The sequence below is a fragment of the Micromonospora sp. NPDC005206 genome (assembly GCF_040608175.1).
GTDB lineage: Bacteria > Actinomycetota > Actinomycetes > Mycobacteriales > Micromonosporaceae > Micromonospora.
This window is the reverse complement of the sequence record NZ_JBEXHU010000003.1, coordinates 74,859-88,929: the sequence shown is the minus strand read 5'-3', so window position 1 is coordinate 88,929 and position 14,071 is coordinate 74,859. Positions and strand designations below refer to the sequence as shown.

Genomic DNA, 14,071 nt, shown 5'->3' with positions numbered 1-14,071 from the left:
GGCACGGGCGATTGGCGCAGTGGGAGCGCGCTTCCTTGACACGGAAGAGGTCACTGGTTCAAACCCAGTATCGCCCACCAGCAGAAAACGGCTCGTTACCGGAATCCCGGTAACGAGCTTTTCTGTATGCGCTCGCCAGGTCGCGAGCTCGCCAGCTCACTGCGTGAGCGACGTCAGCAGCTCCCGCAGCCAGGCGATCTCGGTGCGGCTGGTGGCGGTGGCGATGCGGAACAGCCCTCGGCGGAAGGGGTCGTCGGGGAAGTCGTCGGCGCGCAGCGGTCGGTCACCGTCCCAGAAGAAGCTCGCCGGCTGGGTGAGGAAGTCGAGCCGTCGCCGCAGCACGGCGGCCTGACCGGCTGGGTCGTCCAGGTGGCGCAGGAAGGCCAGCAGCGTGAACCAGCGGTTCTCGTCGGTGATGAACAGTTCGTCGGGGGTGCGCAGCCGGCGCAGCAGTTCCGCCTGCCCGGCGGGGCTGAGGGTGAGCACGTGCCGTGGCGCCGCCACCTGGCCGGCCTGAACGTCGCGACGTAGCAGGCCCGCGCGCTCCATGCGCTTGATCGTCGGGTAGAGCGTCCCGTCCGCGATGGGCCGGACGTGGCCGGTGAGCGCGGCGACGCGCCTGCGCAGCTCGTACCCGTGCAGCGGGGCGTCGGCCAGGAAGCCCAGTATCGCGAACTCCAACATCGTGTTAGCTTACCTCCACAAAGGGATACCTCGACTTCGAGGTATCGGTCAGGAGGTAGTAATGCACGGCGCCCAGGTGCGGCCAGACGGCACGACGATTCGCTGGGTGGAGTTGCCCGGCGCCGAGCCCGCCCGGGTCTACCTGCACGGGCTCGGCGCCTCCTCACCGGTGTACTTCGCGGCGGTGGCCACCAACCCCACGCTCGCCGGACGGCGCACCCTGATGATGGATCTGCTCGGGCACGGCATCAGCGACCGGCCGGCCGACGCCTCCTACACGCTGGAGGAGCACGCCGACCTGCTCGCCACCGCGCTGACCACGGCCGGGGTCAGCGCCGCGGAGGTGATCGCGCACAGCATGGGCGGCTCGGTCGCCATCGTCCTGGCCGCCCGCCACCCGCACCTTGTCGCGGCCCTGGTTCTTGTCGATGCCACCCTCGACCCGCAGCCTCCGGGCGTCGGGATCCGCGCCCGCTACACCGAGGAGCAGTTCCTGCACGGCGACGGCCGATCCGAGACGCTCGACCGTGTCGGGCCGGCCTGGGCGGCGACGATGCGACTCACCGGTGCGGAGGCGCTCTACCGGACCGCCTCCCACCTCGGCCGCGGCACCACACCCACCATGCGCGACCTGCTGCTCGACCTACCGGTGCCGCGCACCTACCTCCACCCGGCCGACAGCGAGCCGACGGGTGTGCGTGCCCTCACCGACGCCGGCGTGCGGGTGGTCGCCGTGCCGGACGCCGGTCACAACATCATGTTGGACAATCCGGAGGGCTTCGTGGCGGCCACCGCCGAGGCACTGCGGGCGTAGGCCACGCGCTCGCTTCCGGCTCGGCTCAGAAGGTCAGCAGCCGGAACGTGCCCACGGTGCGGAAGCCGAGGCGGCGGTAGACCGGCTCGCCGACGGGCGTCGAGGTGAGTGCCGCCGTGCGGACGCCCCGCCCGGCGGCCAGGTCGAGCGCGGCCCTGGTCATCGCCGCGCCGATGCCCCGCCGGCGCTGCTCGGGCTGGGTGCCGACGAAGTACAGGGTGAGCAGCCCGTGGCTGAGCCAGGCCACGGCCGTCCCGACGATCCGGCCGTCGTCGAGGCGACCGGCCAGCCTGATCACCGTGCCGTCGCCGGCGAACGCCTTCTCCCGCTCGATCGCCGCCGCCGCGCCTTCCGCCGGGATTCCGGACACCCGGGCGTAGGCGCCGACGAACGCGTCCAGGTCGGTGGCTTCGGCGATGTGCAGGCCGGCCGGTGTCGGCGCGCGCCGGATCCGGCGGAGCTTGCCCGGGCCGCCCGTCCGGACCTCACCCTGGTGCCGGCGTTCGTGCACGACTACGACGGACGGCGCGACAAGCTCGACCTGCTTCGGCGGCTCGCCGAGGAGGGTGCCCTGACCCTCCGTGTCGCCGGCCGGTTCCCGCCGGAGGAGGCGTCCCGGGCGCACCGGATCCTTGAGGCGGGCGGGGTGCGGGGCCGGCTGGTCATCGAGTTCTGACGCGGCGGCACCCGGAGCGCCCGGTCCGGCGCCGACCCACCCGCACGCCGCATCGGCCTACCCGGTCGCGGAGAGCAGCGCCTCGGCGAGGTCGGTGCGGGTGTTGAGCAGCGTGCGGCCCTGGCGCTGGGTCACCACCAGACCGGCCGCGCGTAACGCGGTGAGATGTTGGGAGACCCCGCCGGGCGACATGCCACTGCGCCGGGCCAGCTCGGTGGTGCTCACCGGCCCGATCAGCTCGGAGAGCAGCCGGGCCCGGCCGCGCCCGAGCACGGCGGCCAGCGCGTCCGGGACGCCGGTCGGATGCTCCCAGAGCGCGCCGAGCCCACGGGCGGGATAGGCGAGCTGCGGCGCGTCCCCGGCGGACACGCTCGCCACCGACGGCCACACGAAGACCGACGGAACCAGCACGAGGCCCGGACCGTCCGCGACGTCCGGGGCCAGGCAGTGCCGCTGCGCGACGAGCAGGGTGTCGTCCTCCCACCGGACCTGGCGGTGCAGATCGTTGAGGAGCACCGCCGCGCCGTCCTCGGCGAGCAGGCGAGCGCGGGCGGCGACGTCGGCGTCCAGCAGCAGCCGCAGCCGGGGCCAGTGCGGGGCCAGGGCGATCCGCCAGTACGCCTCGATCTCCTCGGTCAGCCGGCGCAGCCCGACCGGCGGGTCTGCGTACAGGGCGGCGAGCGCGGGCGTGCGGTCGCCCGGGTACAGGTCCAGGTGCGCGCGGACGGTGTCGGTCGGGGTGGCGCGGACGGCGGCCAGTTCGGCGGCCAGGTCCGGGATGAGGCCGGCGGGCGGCGGGGTGAGGAAGTCGGCCAGGTAGCTGGGCCGGGCCGGCACCAGCTGCCAGAGCAGCCCGCCGTTAGCGTCGATCAACCCGGCCTCGACCAGCGGTGGACGGACCCGGCGTACCCAGGGCAGGTGGACGGCGTGGTCCCCGGGGTCGCGCAGCACCCGGATGCTCGCGACGACCTCCCACAGGCAGGAGACGGCGAACCGGATGCGGGCGACCGCACCCGCCGACAGGCTGATGGCGACCACGGCACCCCCGGTGGATTCAGCTGGGACTGAAACATTACCGCCAGGGTCGGGGCCGGCCGAGACTTGCCGTGTGAGCGAACAACACACCCGAGCCGAACTGTTCCGATCCCTGCACACACCAGGGTCGCCGCTGGTCCTGGTCAACGCCTGGGATGCCGCGAGCGCCCGCATCGTGGCGGCCGCCGGCGCCCGCGCGGTGGCCACCACCAGCGCCGGCGTCGCCTGGAGCCTGGGTGTACCCGACGGCGACGTCCTCGGCCGCGACGCGGCCGTCGATATGGTCGGCCGGGTCGCCGCCTCGGTGGCGCTGCCGGTCACCGCGGACATCGAGTCCGGGTACGGCGCGACGCCGGCGGAGGTCGGCCTGACCACCCGCGCCGTGCTCGACGCCGGTGCGGTCGGCGTGAACATCGAGGACGCCCGACGCGACGCCGGCGCGCCGTTGCGCGACGTGCCCGACCAGTGCGCCCGGATCGGCGCGGTGCGGGGCGCGGCCGACGCGGCGGGGCTGCCGCTCTACGTCAACGCCCGGATCGACACGTTCCTCAGCGGCGCCGGGGACGTCGACGAGACCGTGGCCCGGGCCACCGCCTATCTCGCCGCCGGCGCGGACGCCATCTTCGTGCCCGGGGTGGTGGACCCCGTGACCATCCGCGCGCTGGTGCGGGCGGTGCCGGCGCCGCTGAACGTGCTCGCCGGGCCGGGTGCGCCGACGGTGGGGGAGCTGGCCCGGCTGGGGGTGGCCCGGGTGAGCCTCGGCTCGTCGGTCGCGGAGGCCGCGTACGCGGTCGCCCGCCGGGCGGCGGACGAGGCCCTCGGCGCGGGCACGTACGGCGCGCTGGCGGACGCCCTCGACTACGGAACGCTCAACGCGCTGATGCGTTGAGCGACGAGGGCCGTGCGGTGCCGGAAGGAGGCGGTGCCTCCCGCGGTCAGTCGGGGTCACGGATGCGACGGGCCGGCCACCTCGATCGAGGTAGCCGGCCCGGCATCGCGTGATCCGCCGGCGCCGCCGGTGGTCGTGTCACAGCGGCGGGCCGATGTCCCGCCGCTCCTCGACCCGGCGGTACTCCACCGGCTGCTCACTGGTGGTGACCACCGCACGGCGGCGACCCCAGATCAGCGTGGTCATGATCAGGCCGAGCACACCGGCCGCCATCAGGATCCAGCCGACCACGTCGAGGTTGATGCCGCCGACGCTCGCGTCCAGCGCGAAGGTGAGCATCGCGCCGAGCGCGATCAGGAAGATGCTGGTGCCGATACCCACGACAGCCTCCTTAGGGGGATGTGGTGCGCTGTCGAGCCCTTCAGTACCCCGGCGCCGACCAACGCAACCCGCCACCGGCCAGGGTGGCGCTCCGGGCGATCTTGCGATCGGGTAGAGTTCACCTGTCGCCGGGGCACACCGGCGACGTGCGGACGTAGCGCAGCTGGTAGCGCATCACCTTGCCAAGGTGAGGGTCGCGGGTTCGAATCCCGTCGTCCGCTCGCGATCCGCCCCACGGGGCCTGGCTGCCGGTTCGGGCGGTCACCACGGGCGATTGGCGCAGTGGGAGCGCGCTTCCTTGACACGGAAGAGGTCACTGGTTCAAACCCAGTATCGCCCACCAACGAAAACGGCTCGTTACCGGAATACCGGTAACGAGCCGTTCCGCGTTGGACGACGTCGCCGTCGGAGCGCGTTCTGCTGTGGGGAGATCCGCTACGGGTGAACACGGGTGCCGCCCGTCGCCACGACCCGGCAGGGTGGACCGCATGAGACTGCTGGTGCTGGGCGGGACGGGTTTCGTGGGTGGTGCGACGGTCGCCGAAGCGGTCCGTCGGGGCTGGTCGGTGACGGTGTTCAACCGGGGGCTGCACGGGTCGACGCCACCCGGCGTACACCGGTTGCGGGGTGACCGGAGCGCGCCGGGCGGCCTGGCGGCGCTGGCGGGCGGTGAGTGGGACCTGGTGGTCGACACCTGGGACAGCGCTCCCCGGGCGGTGCGGGACGCGGCCCGCGCGCTGGTCGGGGCGGTCCCGCACTACGCCTACATCTCCAGCGGATCGGTCTACGCCCCGCCGGCGCCGACGCACGTCGGCGAGGAGGCACCCACTGTGGACGCGTCCGCCGATGCCGTCGACGGGGACTACGCGGAGTGCAAGGCGGGCGGGGAGCTGGCCGCGACGGAGGTCTACGGCGAGCGGGCGCTGCTGGTGCGTGCCGGGTTGATCCTCGGGCCGGGGGAGGACATCGGCCGGCTGCCCTGGTGGTTGCGGCGGGTGGCCCGCGGCGGTGACGTGCTCGCGCCCGGCCCGGTGGACCTGCCCGTGCAGTACATCGACGTACGCGATCTGGTGGGGTGGACGCTGGACCGGGCCGCCGAAGGGGTCGGCGGTGCGTTCAACGTGGTCAGCCGTTCGGGGCACACCACCATGGGTGAGCTGCTGGATTCGGTCGTCAAGGTCACCGGCTCCGGCGCGACGCTGCGCTGGACCGACCCGGCAGCGATCCTGGCCGCCGGCGTCGTGCCCTGGAACGACCTGCCGATCTGGATTCCGCCGCGTCACGAGTTCCGGTGGTTGCAGGAGCGCGGCGTGGAGAAGGCGTACGCGGCGGGGCTGACCTGCCGCCCGGTGACGGAGACCGTCGCCGACACCTGGCGCTGGCTGGACGCGGTGGGGTCGGTGCCGCCGCGTGCCGGCAAGCCGCGCCGGGCGACGGTGGGGTTGGACCCGGCGCGGGAGGCGGCGCTGCTCGCCGCCTGAACGGGGGTTCGTCGAGCGGGGCGGTGGCGCCGGCTCAGGGGGCCGGCGCCACCGGCAGGTCCAGCACCTCGTCGACAGCGCGGCGGGGGGTCGGCCGGCCGGGCTGGCCGTAACCGATCCGCAGCACCATCTGCGGCGTGCCGAACCGGCCCAGTGACAGCCGTAGCTGCTCCCGCGCGCCGGGTACCTCGATCGGCTGGGAGAGCAGCGACACGCTGAGCCCGGCGTCGGTGGCGGTGAGCAGCACCCGTTGCAGGGCCTGCCCGGCGACCACCTGGTCGACGGCGGTGTTGCCCACCGAGCCGAGCACCCCCACCAGTGGCTCCGGCTCGAAGTCGCGCCTCGGGGCTCGGTCGCGCCCGCCGAAACCGCGCGCCGGCAGCACGTCCTGCGGCTCGCCCTGCGGACCGCCGGCCGAGGCCGGCACGCCGTCCGGCGCGGGCTCCTGGCGGAGCCACCGCTCGCGCTCTGACCGGTAGGCGGGGTCACGCTCCAGTACGCGGTGCGCGCCGCGGGCGATCTCGCCGAACGCGGAAAACGCGCTCACCCCGATCAACAGCTCCAGCCAGCACTGCTCGGCGCGGGCCGCCTCGCCGAGCCGCCACCGTGCGTCCGCCGGCACCGGGTTCGGCCAGAACGGCATCCGGTTGCTGAACCGGCGGGGGATGGCGGCGTGCAGGCTCTGCTCGCCGGGCGTGGGCGGGCGCGGAACGTCCGGGACCAGGCGGGCCAGCAGGTCCGGCTCGGCCGGGTCGGGGCGGAGCCGCACCCGGGCCGGGACGCCGGCCACGGCCAGCGCGATCCGCAGGTTGAACAGCGCCGCGCCGCAGGCGATGCGGACACCCCACCCGCTCGGGTCGGTCGCCGGCAGCCGCCGGGCCGGGTCGGCCAGCACCTCGATCCCGCCGTCGCGCAGCCGCAACCGCCACGGCTGGGTGTTGTGCAGCGAGGGTGCCCGGACCGCGTCCACGGCGGCGGTCCGCAGGTGGGCCGATGTGTAGCCGATGTCCATGGCGGTGCTCCTCTCCGATGGCCGGCAGCCGGCGGTGCTCCGACGTTCGCCGCACCCCTACGGTCCGTCCGTCGGGTTGGTGCCGGGCAGGGCCGGACGTCCCGACCCGTCGGGCCCCACCGCCCCTGGCTGGTGCGCCGGCCCACCCCGGACCTCGGACCGCCCCGGTCGGGACCTTCGGCCCGTGCGCGGGTCGCGGGACCGGGGTAGAAACGAGGAATGATCCGGGTGTTCCTCCTCGACGACCATGAGGTCGTCCGCCGTGGCCTGGCCGACCTGTTGCAGAGCAGCGGCGACATCGAGGTGGTCGGCGAGTCCGGCTCCGCCCTGGAGGCGGCCCGCCGTATTCCGGCGTTGCGGCCCGACGTGGCGATCCTCGACGCGCGGCTGCCCGACGGCAACGGCATCGACGTGTGTCGGGACGTGCGCGCCGTCGACTCGTCCATCAAGGGTCTGATCCTCACCTCGTACGAGGACGACGAGGCGCTGTTCGCGGCGATCATGGCGGGTGCCGCCGGGTACGTGCTCAAGCAGATCCGCGGCACCGACCTGGTCGACGCGGTGCGGCGGGTGGCGGCCGGGCAGTCGTTGCTCGACCCGGCGATCACGACCCGGGTGCTGGAGCGCATCCGCAACGGCGTCGAGCAGCCGCGCGAGCTGAAGTCGCTCACCGAGCAGGAGCGGCGGATCCTGGAGTACGTGGCGGAGGGGCTGACCAACCGGGAGATCGCCGGGAAGATGTTCCTGGCCGAGAAGACGGTGAAGAACTACGTCTCCAGCGTGCTGGCCAAGCTGGGTCTGGAGCGCCGCACCCAGGCCGCCGTCCTGGCCACCCGCCTGCTCGGTAAGACCTCCTGAGCCGACCCGCCCCGGTCAGTCGCGCAGCGGCACGGACCAGCTGACCTCGGTGCCGTGCGGCTCGACCGGGCGGACCGTGAAGGTGCCGCCGTGACGTTCGGCGCGTTCGCTCAGGTTGATCAGGCCGCCCCGGGCGGCGGCGGGGTCGCAGCCCACCCCGTCGTCGGTGACCGTGACGGTGACGTGTCTGGCGTCGACGCGGACGCCAACGGTGACCTGGGTGGCCTGCGCGTGGCGTACCGCGTTGGACAGCCCCTCGCGTAACACGGCGGTGAGGTCCGGGCGGACCGCGTCCGGGACGGCGCTGTCCACCGGCCCGGTCAGCTCCAGGTGGGGTTTGTGGCCCAACGACTCGGCGGCCACCTCGATCGCCTCACGGATCTCTGTACGCAGAGCCGCGGTCATCGGCGTACGCAGCTCGAAGATGGTCCGGCGGATGTCCCGGATGGTCGCGTCCAGATCGTCGACGGCGGCGTTGATCCGCTTGGCCACCTCTGGGCGGGTCATCATCGGCGCGGCGCTCTGCAGTTGCAGGCCGGTGGCGAAGAGCCGCTGGATCACCACGTCGTGCAGGTCGCGGGCGATCCGCTCACGGTCCTCCAGGACCACCAGCAGCTCCCGCTCCTCCTGGCCGCGGGCCCGTTCCATGGCCAGCGCCGCCTGACCGGCGAAGCTGCCCAGCAGGGCCACGTCGTCCTCGGTGGCGCCGCCACCGCGGTCCGGCCGGTGGGCCACCACCAGCACGCCGTGCAGGGTCTCGGCGGTGGCCAGCGGGGAGATCACCGCCGGCCCGGTGTGCAGCAGCGCCGGCCACGGGGCGGCGTGCGCGAGATCGTCCACCTGGTCGTGCCGGCCCTCGGCGATCGCCGCGCCGAAGCTGGTGTCGGCGGCCGGCAGGACCGTGCCGACCAGCGCGCGCGCCTGCTCGTCGGCGCCGTCGACCACCTCGACGGTGTACTGCGCGGCGTCGGTGTCGTAGAGCATGACCAGCGCCAGCTCGGCTTCGGCGACCTCCCGGGCGCGGCGGGCGACCAGCGCCAGCGCGTCGGTGCGGCGGACCTCGCCGAGCAGCACCGTGGTGATCTCGGCGGTCGCCGCCAGCCAGCGTTCCCGCCGGTGCGCCAGGGCGTACAGGCGGGCGTTCTCGATGGCCACGCCGGCCGCGGCGGCGAGCGCGACCACGATCTCCTCGTCGTCCTCGGTGAACTGCGCGCCGCCCTGCTTCTCGGCCAGGTAGAGGTTGCCGAACACCTGCTCCCGGATGCGCACCGGCACGCCCAGGAAGCTGTGCATGGGCGGGTGGTTGGGCGGGAAGCCGTAGGAGCGGGGATGCTGGGTGATGTCCGGCATCCGCAGCGGCCGGGGGTCGTCGATGAGCAGGCCGAGCACGCCCCGACCGTGCGGCAGGTCGCCGATCTGCGCGTGCTGCTCCGGGGTGATGCCGTGCACGATGAAGTCGTAGAGCAGCCGGTCCGGGCCGACCACGCCCAGCGCCCCGTACCGGGCGCCGACCAGCTCGCAGGCCGCCTGCACGATGCGTTGCAGGGTGCTGCGCAGATCGAGGTTGGTGCCGATGCCGACCACCGCGTCGAGCAGGGCGCGCAGCCGCTCCCGGCTGGTGACCACCTCGCCGACCCGGTCCAGCATCTCCTGGAGCAGCTCGTCGAGGTGGACCCGGGACAGCGGGCTCAGCCCGAGCGACGGGGTCACCTGGGCTTCCTTGCGGGGCTGTGGCGTGCTGGTCACCGCGCGATGGTATCGCCGGTGCCCGTCCTGTCCAGGCCCGTCAGCCGTGCCCGCCGCGGACCGCGGAGGTGTCGACCACCTGCGCGGTGGTCAGCCGCGGGGTGTGTGGCGGGCCCGCGTGCGCCGGGTCCGCGATCCCCAACCGCAGCACGAGGTACGGGAAGCCGAGGCCGGAGAGCAGCTGTCGCAGGGTCTGCCGGGTGCCCGGCACCTCCACCACCGCGCTGAGCGGCACCGCCGACACGCCGAGCCGGGTGGCGGTCAGCCAGGCGGCGGAGAGCGCCTCGCCGGCGCGCAGCCAGCTGTCCGGTTCGTCCTCGTCGCCGTGCAGCAGCGCGTACACCGCCATGCGGTCGTGGCCGGGGCCTACCGGCAGGCTGCCGGGGCGGCCGAAGTCGCGGGCCGGCACGGTGGTCTGCGGGGGCTGCTCGGGCAGCACCTCCGGCGGCAGCCCGGTGCCGGTGCCGGCGCGGCTGGTCCAGTACGCCAGCTCGGCGCGCAGCGCCGGATCCTCGGCCTCGACCGTGTCGGCGTGCGCCGCCGTGGCGGCCAGCTCCAGCACCTGGTCGCGGTCGAGGATCTGGAGCCGGCAGCCCTCGGCGGTGACCGCTCGGATGATCTCTTCGATCGCGGCGGTGGGCACCGGTTCGTCGCTGACCGGCCGCCGGTCCGTGTGCCGGACCTGCATGCACTGCACCATCCGCATCGCGTCCGGGTCGACCTCGGCGCGGTCCAGGGTGGTCAGCCGGGCCAGCAGCTCGGTGTCGCTCGGGTCGGGCAGCCGCTCCACCACCGCGCGCCACCCCTCGGCGGCCAGCGCCAGCCGGGCGTGGTGCAGGGCCGCGCCGCAGCTCAGGGCGAGCAGCCGGCCCTCCGGGTCGGTGGCCGCGAGCTGGCGGTCGCGGACCGTGCGCAGCTCCAACGCGTCGGGCAGCACCCGCCAGCGCCACGGCTGGGTGTTGTGCACCGAGGGGGCGTGGCCGGCGGTTGCCGCGGCCGCCGCCAGCGCGGTGGTCAGCTGGCCTTCCTGACTCATCGTCACGACCTCTCCGTCTCTGCCAATCGTGCCTGACGTGGCGGTGATGCGCGTGGGGTTGCCCGCTCCATCCTGTGGCATCCGACGACGGCGCGCAGGGGTCGTAGGTCCCGGTCGGGCCGGGTCGTTACGCCCCCGGGGTCAACGTTCCCGGACGACGGCGACCGGGCAGTGGGCGTGCTGGATCAGCTGCTGGCTGACCGAGCCCAGCAGCATGCCGGCCAGCCCGCCCCGGCCCCGACTGCCCACCACCACCAGCCGCGCGTCACGGCTCGCCTCGATCAGCATGGCCGCCGGGCTGCCCGGGACCAGGTCGATGCTCACGGCGAGATCCGGGTACGTCCGCCGCCACGGCTCCAGCGACTGCTCCACGGCGGCCCGCTCGTCCGGCGCTCCGGCCGCCCCGCCGGGGCCCTGGGTCCAGGCGTGCAGCACGCGCAGCGGCACCCGCCGCTGGGCCGCCCGTTCGGCGGCGAAGCCGAGCGCCACCAGCGACGGCTCGGAGCCGTCCACGCCGACCGCCACCGGTCCACCCGACGCGTCGGCCGGTGCCCCGCTGGCCCCGTCCCGGACCACCACGACCGGGCAGTGCCCGTGCGCGGCGACCGCCACCGCCGTCGACCCGACGAGCAGTCCACCGAACCCGCCGTGGCCGCGGCTGCCGAGCACCAGCAGACCGGCCTCGGCCGAGCGTTCCTGCAACACCAGGGCGGGCGGGCCGTCGTACACCTCGCCGGTGACGGTGAGCCCGGGATGCGCGGCGGCGGCCTGCGTCGCCGCCTTCCGGACCAGTTCCTCCACCTGCCGCCGTGCGGTGTCGTCCGGCCAGACGCCGGGCGCCACGCCCGGACCGACCCAGCCGGCCACGGTCAGCCATTCGAAGACGTACGCCAGCCGCACCGGCTGGCCGCTGTGCTCGGCCTCGTCCAGCGCCCAGTCCAGAGCCACCGAGGCGTCGGTCGAGCCGTCGTAGCCGACCAGGATCTCCGCGTCACGCACGTCGTCCTCCTCAGCGGTTGGTCGGATCGGTTTCGCGGATCCAGCGCCACTCCGCGACCTGTGGGTCGTCCTCGCCGTACCGGCGGGTGTAGTCGCGCGCCGACTGCCGGGCGTCGACCATCTGCTGCCGCAGGTGCGCGGCGCGGGCGGCCAGCCCGGGCACACGGTCGATGACGTCGATGACCAGATGGAAGCGGTCCAGGTCGTTGAGCATCACCATGTCGAACGGGGTGGTGGTGGTGCCCTCCTCCTTGTAGCCGCGCACGTGCAGGTTCTCGTGGTTGGTACGGCGGTAGGTGAGCCGGTGGATCAGCCACGGATAGCCGTGGTACGCGAAGATGATCTGGCGGTCCTCGGTGAAGATGGTGTCGAACTCTCTGTCGGTCAGGCCGTGCGGGTGCTCGGTGTCCGGCTGGAGCCGCATCAGGTCCACCACGTTGACGAGTCGCACCTTCAGCTCCGGGAGATGCTGACGCAGCAGCTCGGCGGCGGCCAGCGTCTCCAGGGTGGGCACGTCACCGCAGCAGGCCAGCACCACGTCCGGCTCGGTGCCGCCGTCGTTGCTGGCCCACTCCCAGATGCCCAGGCCACGCCGGGTGTGCTGGATCGCCTCGGTCATCGTCAGCCAGTTCGGTGCCGGCTGCTTGCCGGCCACCACCACGTTGATGTAGTGCCGGCTGCGCAGGCAGTGGTCCATCGTGGCGAGCAGGGTGTTGGCGTCCGGCGGCAGGTAGACCCGAACCACCTCGGCCTTCTTGTTGACCACGTGGTCGATGAAGCCCGGGTCCTGGTGGGAGAAGCCGTTGTGGTCCTGCCGCCAGACGTGGCTGGAGAGCAGATAGTTCAGCGAGGCGAGCGGCTGCCGCCAGGGGATGGCCCGGGTCACCTTCAGCCACTTGGCGTGCTGGTTGAGCATCGAGTCGACGATGTGGATGAACGCCTCGTAGCTGGTGAACAGGCCGTGCCGGCCGGTCAGCAGGTAGCCCTCCAGCCAGCCCTGGCACAGGTGCTCGGAGAGCACCTCCATCACCCGGCCGTCTGGGGAGAGGTGCTCATCGCCCGGCACCGTGCCCGCCACCCAGGCCCGGTCGGTCACCTCGAAGGCGGCGTCCAGCCGGTTGGAGGCGACCTCGTCCGGGCCGAACAGCCGGAACGTCTGCGGGTTGGCGGCGATGACGTCCCGGAGCCACGGGCCGAGCACCCCGGTCGCGCCGGCCATCGGCTCGCCCGGGTGGGGAACCTCCAAGCCGTAGTCGCGGAAGTCGGGCAGGCGCAGGTCGCGGAGCACCACGCCGCCGTTGGTGACCGGGTTGGCGCTCATCCGCCGGTCGCCGCGCGGCGGCAGTGTCCGCAGCTCGTCCACCGGCGCGCCGGTCGCGTCGAACAGCTCCTCCGGGCGGTAGCTGCGCAGCCAGTGCTCCAGCTCGGCCAGGTGCGCCGGGTTGTCGCGTACCTGTGACAGCGGCACCTGGTGGGCGCGGTAGGTGCCCTCCACCTGCTTGCCGTCGACGTCGCGGGGGCCGGTCCAGCCCTTCGGCGTCCGCAGGATGATCATCGGCCAGCGGGGACGCTCGACGACGCCGCCGGAGCGGGCCCTTTGCTGGATCGCGGCGATCTCGTCCAGCGCCCGGTCCAGCGTCGCGGCGAGGGTGCGGTGCACCTGGGCCGGGTCGTCACCGGCCACCACGTACGGCTGGTAGCCGGAGCCGCGCAGGAGGTCGAGCAGGTCCGCCTCGGGGATCCGGGCGAGTACGGTCGGACTGGCGATCTTGTAGCCGTTGAGGTGCAGGATGGGCAGCACCGCGCCGTCGCGGGCCGGGTTGAGGAAGACGTTGGAGAGCCAGCTGCCGGCCAGCGGCCCGGTCTCGGCCTCGCCGTCGCCGATCACGCAGGCCACCACCAGGTCCGGGTGGTCGAAGGCGGCGCCGTAGGCGTGGCTCAGCGCGTACCCCAGCTCGCCGCCCTCGTGGATCGAACCCGGCACCTCCGCCGCCACATGGCTGGGGATGCCGCCGGGGAAGGAGAACTGGCGGAACAGTCGGGCCATCCCCGCCTCGTCGCGCGACACGTCGTGGTAGCGCTCCGACCAGGTGCCCTCCAGCCAGGTGTTGGCCACGATGGCCGGCCCGCCGTGCCCGGGGCCCGTGACGAACATGGCGTTCAGGTCGCGCGCCACGATCACCCGGTTGAGGTGGGCGTAGATCAGGTTGAGCCCGGGGCTGGTGCCCCAGTGGCCGAGCAGCCGCGGTTTGATGTCGTCGGGGGTCAGGGGCTCCCGCAGCAGCGGGTTGTCGAGCAGGTAGATCTGCCCGACGGTGAGGTAGTTCGCGGCGCGCCAGTAGGCGTGCAGTCGGCGCAGCTCGTCGTCGGTGATCGACCGGTTCGGATCGAGTGCGGTGTCCATGATGCTGTGCCTCTCGCAGATCGGGGAGTGGGGCATCCGACGTCCAGCCTCGCCGT

13 protein-coding genes, 3 tRNA genes and 1 pseudogene are annotated in these 14,071 nt (G+C 73.6%); 8 read left to right on the top strand and 9 right to left on the bottom strand.

All coding sequences use genetic code 11. The features are described from left to right. Positions 1-5 precede the first annotated feature (5 nt). Positions 6-80 (top strand) — tRNA-Val (locus tag ABZU69_RS04575). A gap of 76 nt (positions 81-156) precedes the next feature. Here the strand turns inward: ABZU69_RS04575 and ABZU69_RS04570 are convergent. Next, positions 157-684 carry a PadR family transcriptional regulator gene (locus tag ABZU69_RS04570; protein ID WP_354963031.1) on the bottom strand — a complete coding sequence of 176 codons (528 nt, stop codon included), beginning with the start codon at positions 682-684 and terminating at the stop codon, positions 157-159. A 61-nt stretch (positions 685-745) separates the two neighbouring features. Between ABZU69_RS04570 and ABZU69_RS04565 the strand changes: the two genes are divergently transcribed. Further along, the gene (locus tag ABZU69_RS04565) at positions 746-1,498 is read left to right on the top strand and encodes an alpha/beta fold hydrolase (RefSeq protein WP_354963030.1); all 753 of its coding nucleotides are present in this window, start codon (positions 746-748) and stop codon (positions 1,496-1,498) included. Between the two features lie 25 nt (positions 1,499-1,523). Here ABZU69_RS04565 and ABZU69_RS04560 read toward each other — a convergent pair whose 3' ends face one another. Continuing rightward, positions 1,524-2,009: a GNAT family N-acetyltransferase gene (locus ABZU69_RS04560; RefSeq protein ID WP_354963029.1), complete on the bottom strand. Its 486-nt coding sequence runs from the start codon at positions 2,007-2,009 to the stop codon at positions 1,524-1,526. Here ABZU69_RS04560 and ABZU69_RS04555 point away from each other — a divergent pair. Beyond that, the gene (locus tag ABZU69_RS04555; protein ID WP_354963028.1) at positions 1,917-2,174 is read left to right on the top strand and encodes a zinc-binding dehydrogenase; all 258 of its coding nucleotides are present in this window, start codon (positions 1,917-1,919) and stop codon (positions 2,172-2,174) included. The genes ABZU69_RS04560 and ABZU69_RS04555 overlap by 93 nt on opposite strands. Positions 2,175-2,231: 57 nt before the next feature. On the opposite strand, the gene ABZU69_RS04550 is transcribed toward ABZU69_RS04555, so the two are convergent. Continuing rightward, a complete protein-coding gene (locus ABZU69_RS04550; protein WP_354963027.1) occupies positions 2,232-3,212 on the bottom strand; it encodes a DUF5937 family protein in 981 nt (326 codons plus the stop codon). A 70-nt stretch (positions 3,213-3,282) separates the two neighbouring features. Between ABZU69_RS04550 and ABZU69_RS04545 the strand changes: the two genes are divergently transcribed. Beyond that, positions 3,283-4,098 carry an isocitrate lyase/phosphoenolpyruvate mutase family protein gene (locus ABZU69_RS04545; RefSeq protein ID WP_354963026.1) on the top strand — a complete coding sequence of 272 codons (816 nt, stop codon included), beginning with the start codon at positions 3,283-3,285 and terminating at the stop codon, positions 4,096-4,098. Positions 4,099-4,236: 138 nt separating this feature from the next. On the opposite strand, the gene ABZU69_RS04540 is transcribed toward ABZU69_RS04545, so the two are convergent. Further along, on the bottom strand, positions 4,237-4,479 hold the full coding sequence (locus ABZU69_RS04540; RefSeq protein WP_354963025.1) for a DUF6458 family protein: 243 nt from the start codon (positions 4,477-4,479) through the stop codon (positions 4,237-4,239). 148 nt (positions 4,480-4,627) lie between these two features. Between ABZU69_RS04540 and ABZU69_RS04535 the strand changes: the two genes are divergently transcribed. The 3 genes from ABZU69_RS04535 (at position 4,628) to ABZU69_RS04525 (ending at position 5,960) form a co-directional block, all read left to right on the top strand. Beyond that, a tRNA-Gly gene (locus tag ABZU69_RS04535) sits at positions 4,628-4,700 on the top strand. 47 nt (positions 4,701-4,747) lie between these two features. Next, a tRNA-Val gene (locus ABZU69_RS04530) sits at positions 4,748-4,822 on the top strand. A gap of 145 nt (positions 4,823-4,967) precedes the next feature. Further along, positions 4,968-5,960, top strand: a complete 993-nt coding sequence (locus ABZU69_RS04525; protein ID WP_354963024.1) for an NAD-dependent epimerase/dehydratase family protein — start codon at positions 4,968-4,970, stop codon at positions 5,958-5,960. Between the two features lie 34 nt (positions 5,961-5,994). On the opposite strand, the gene ABZU69_RS04520 is transcribed toward ABZU69_RS04525, so the two are convergent. After that, a complete protein-coding gene (locus tag ABZU69_RS04520) occupies positions 5,995-6,972 on the bottom strand; it encodes a nitroreductase (protein ID WP_354963023.1) in 978 nt (325 codons plus the stop codon). 219 nt (positions 6,973-7,191) lie between these two features. On the opposite strand from ABZU69_RS04520, the gene ABZU69_RS04515 reads away from it, so the two are divergent. Further along, the gene (locus ABZU69_RS04515; protein ID WP_089017008.1) at positions 7,192-7,830 is read left to right on the top strand and encodes a response regulator transcription factor; all 639 of its coding nucleotides are present in this window, start codon (positions 7,192-7,194) and stop codon (positions 7,828-7,830) included. 15 nt (positions 7,831-7,845) lie between these two features. Here ABZU69_RS04515 and ABZU69_RS04510 read toward each other — a convergent pair whose 3' ends face one another. The 4 genes and pseudogenes from ABZU69_RS04510 to ABZU69_RS04495 form a co-directional block, all read right to left on the bottom strand. Next, complete coding sequence (locus ABZU69_RS04510; protein WP_354963305.1) at positions 7,846-9,477, bottom strand: GAF domain-containing protein; 1,632 nt, start codon at positions 9,475-9,477, stop codon at positions 7,846-7,848. Between the two features lie 139 nt (positions 9,478-9,616). After that, positions 9,617-10,649, bottom strand: a pseudogene (locus tag ABZU69_RS04505) (nitroreductase); the annotation flags it as partial. A 104-nt stretch (positions 10,650-10,753) separates the two neighbouring features. Next, on the bottom strand, positions 10,754-11,611 hold the full coding sequence (locus tag ABZU69_RS04500) for a universal stress protein (protein WP_354963022.1): 858 nt from the start codon (positions 11,609-11,611) through the stop codon (positions 10,754-10,756). Between the two features lie 10 nt (positions 11,612-11,621). Further along, on the bottom strand, positions 11,622-14,015 hold the full coding sequence (locus ABZU69_RS04495; protein ID WP_354963021.1) for a phosphoketolase family protein: 2,394 nt from the start codon (positions 14,013-14,015) through the stop codon (positions 11,622-11,624). Positions 14,016-14,071 lie beyond the last annotated feature (56 nt).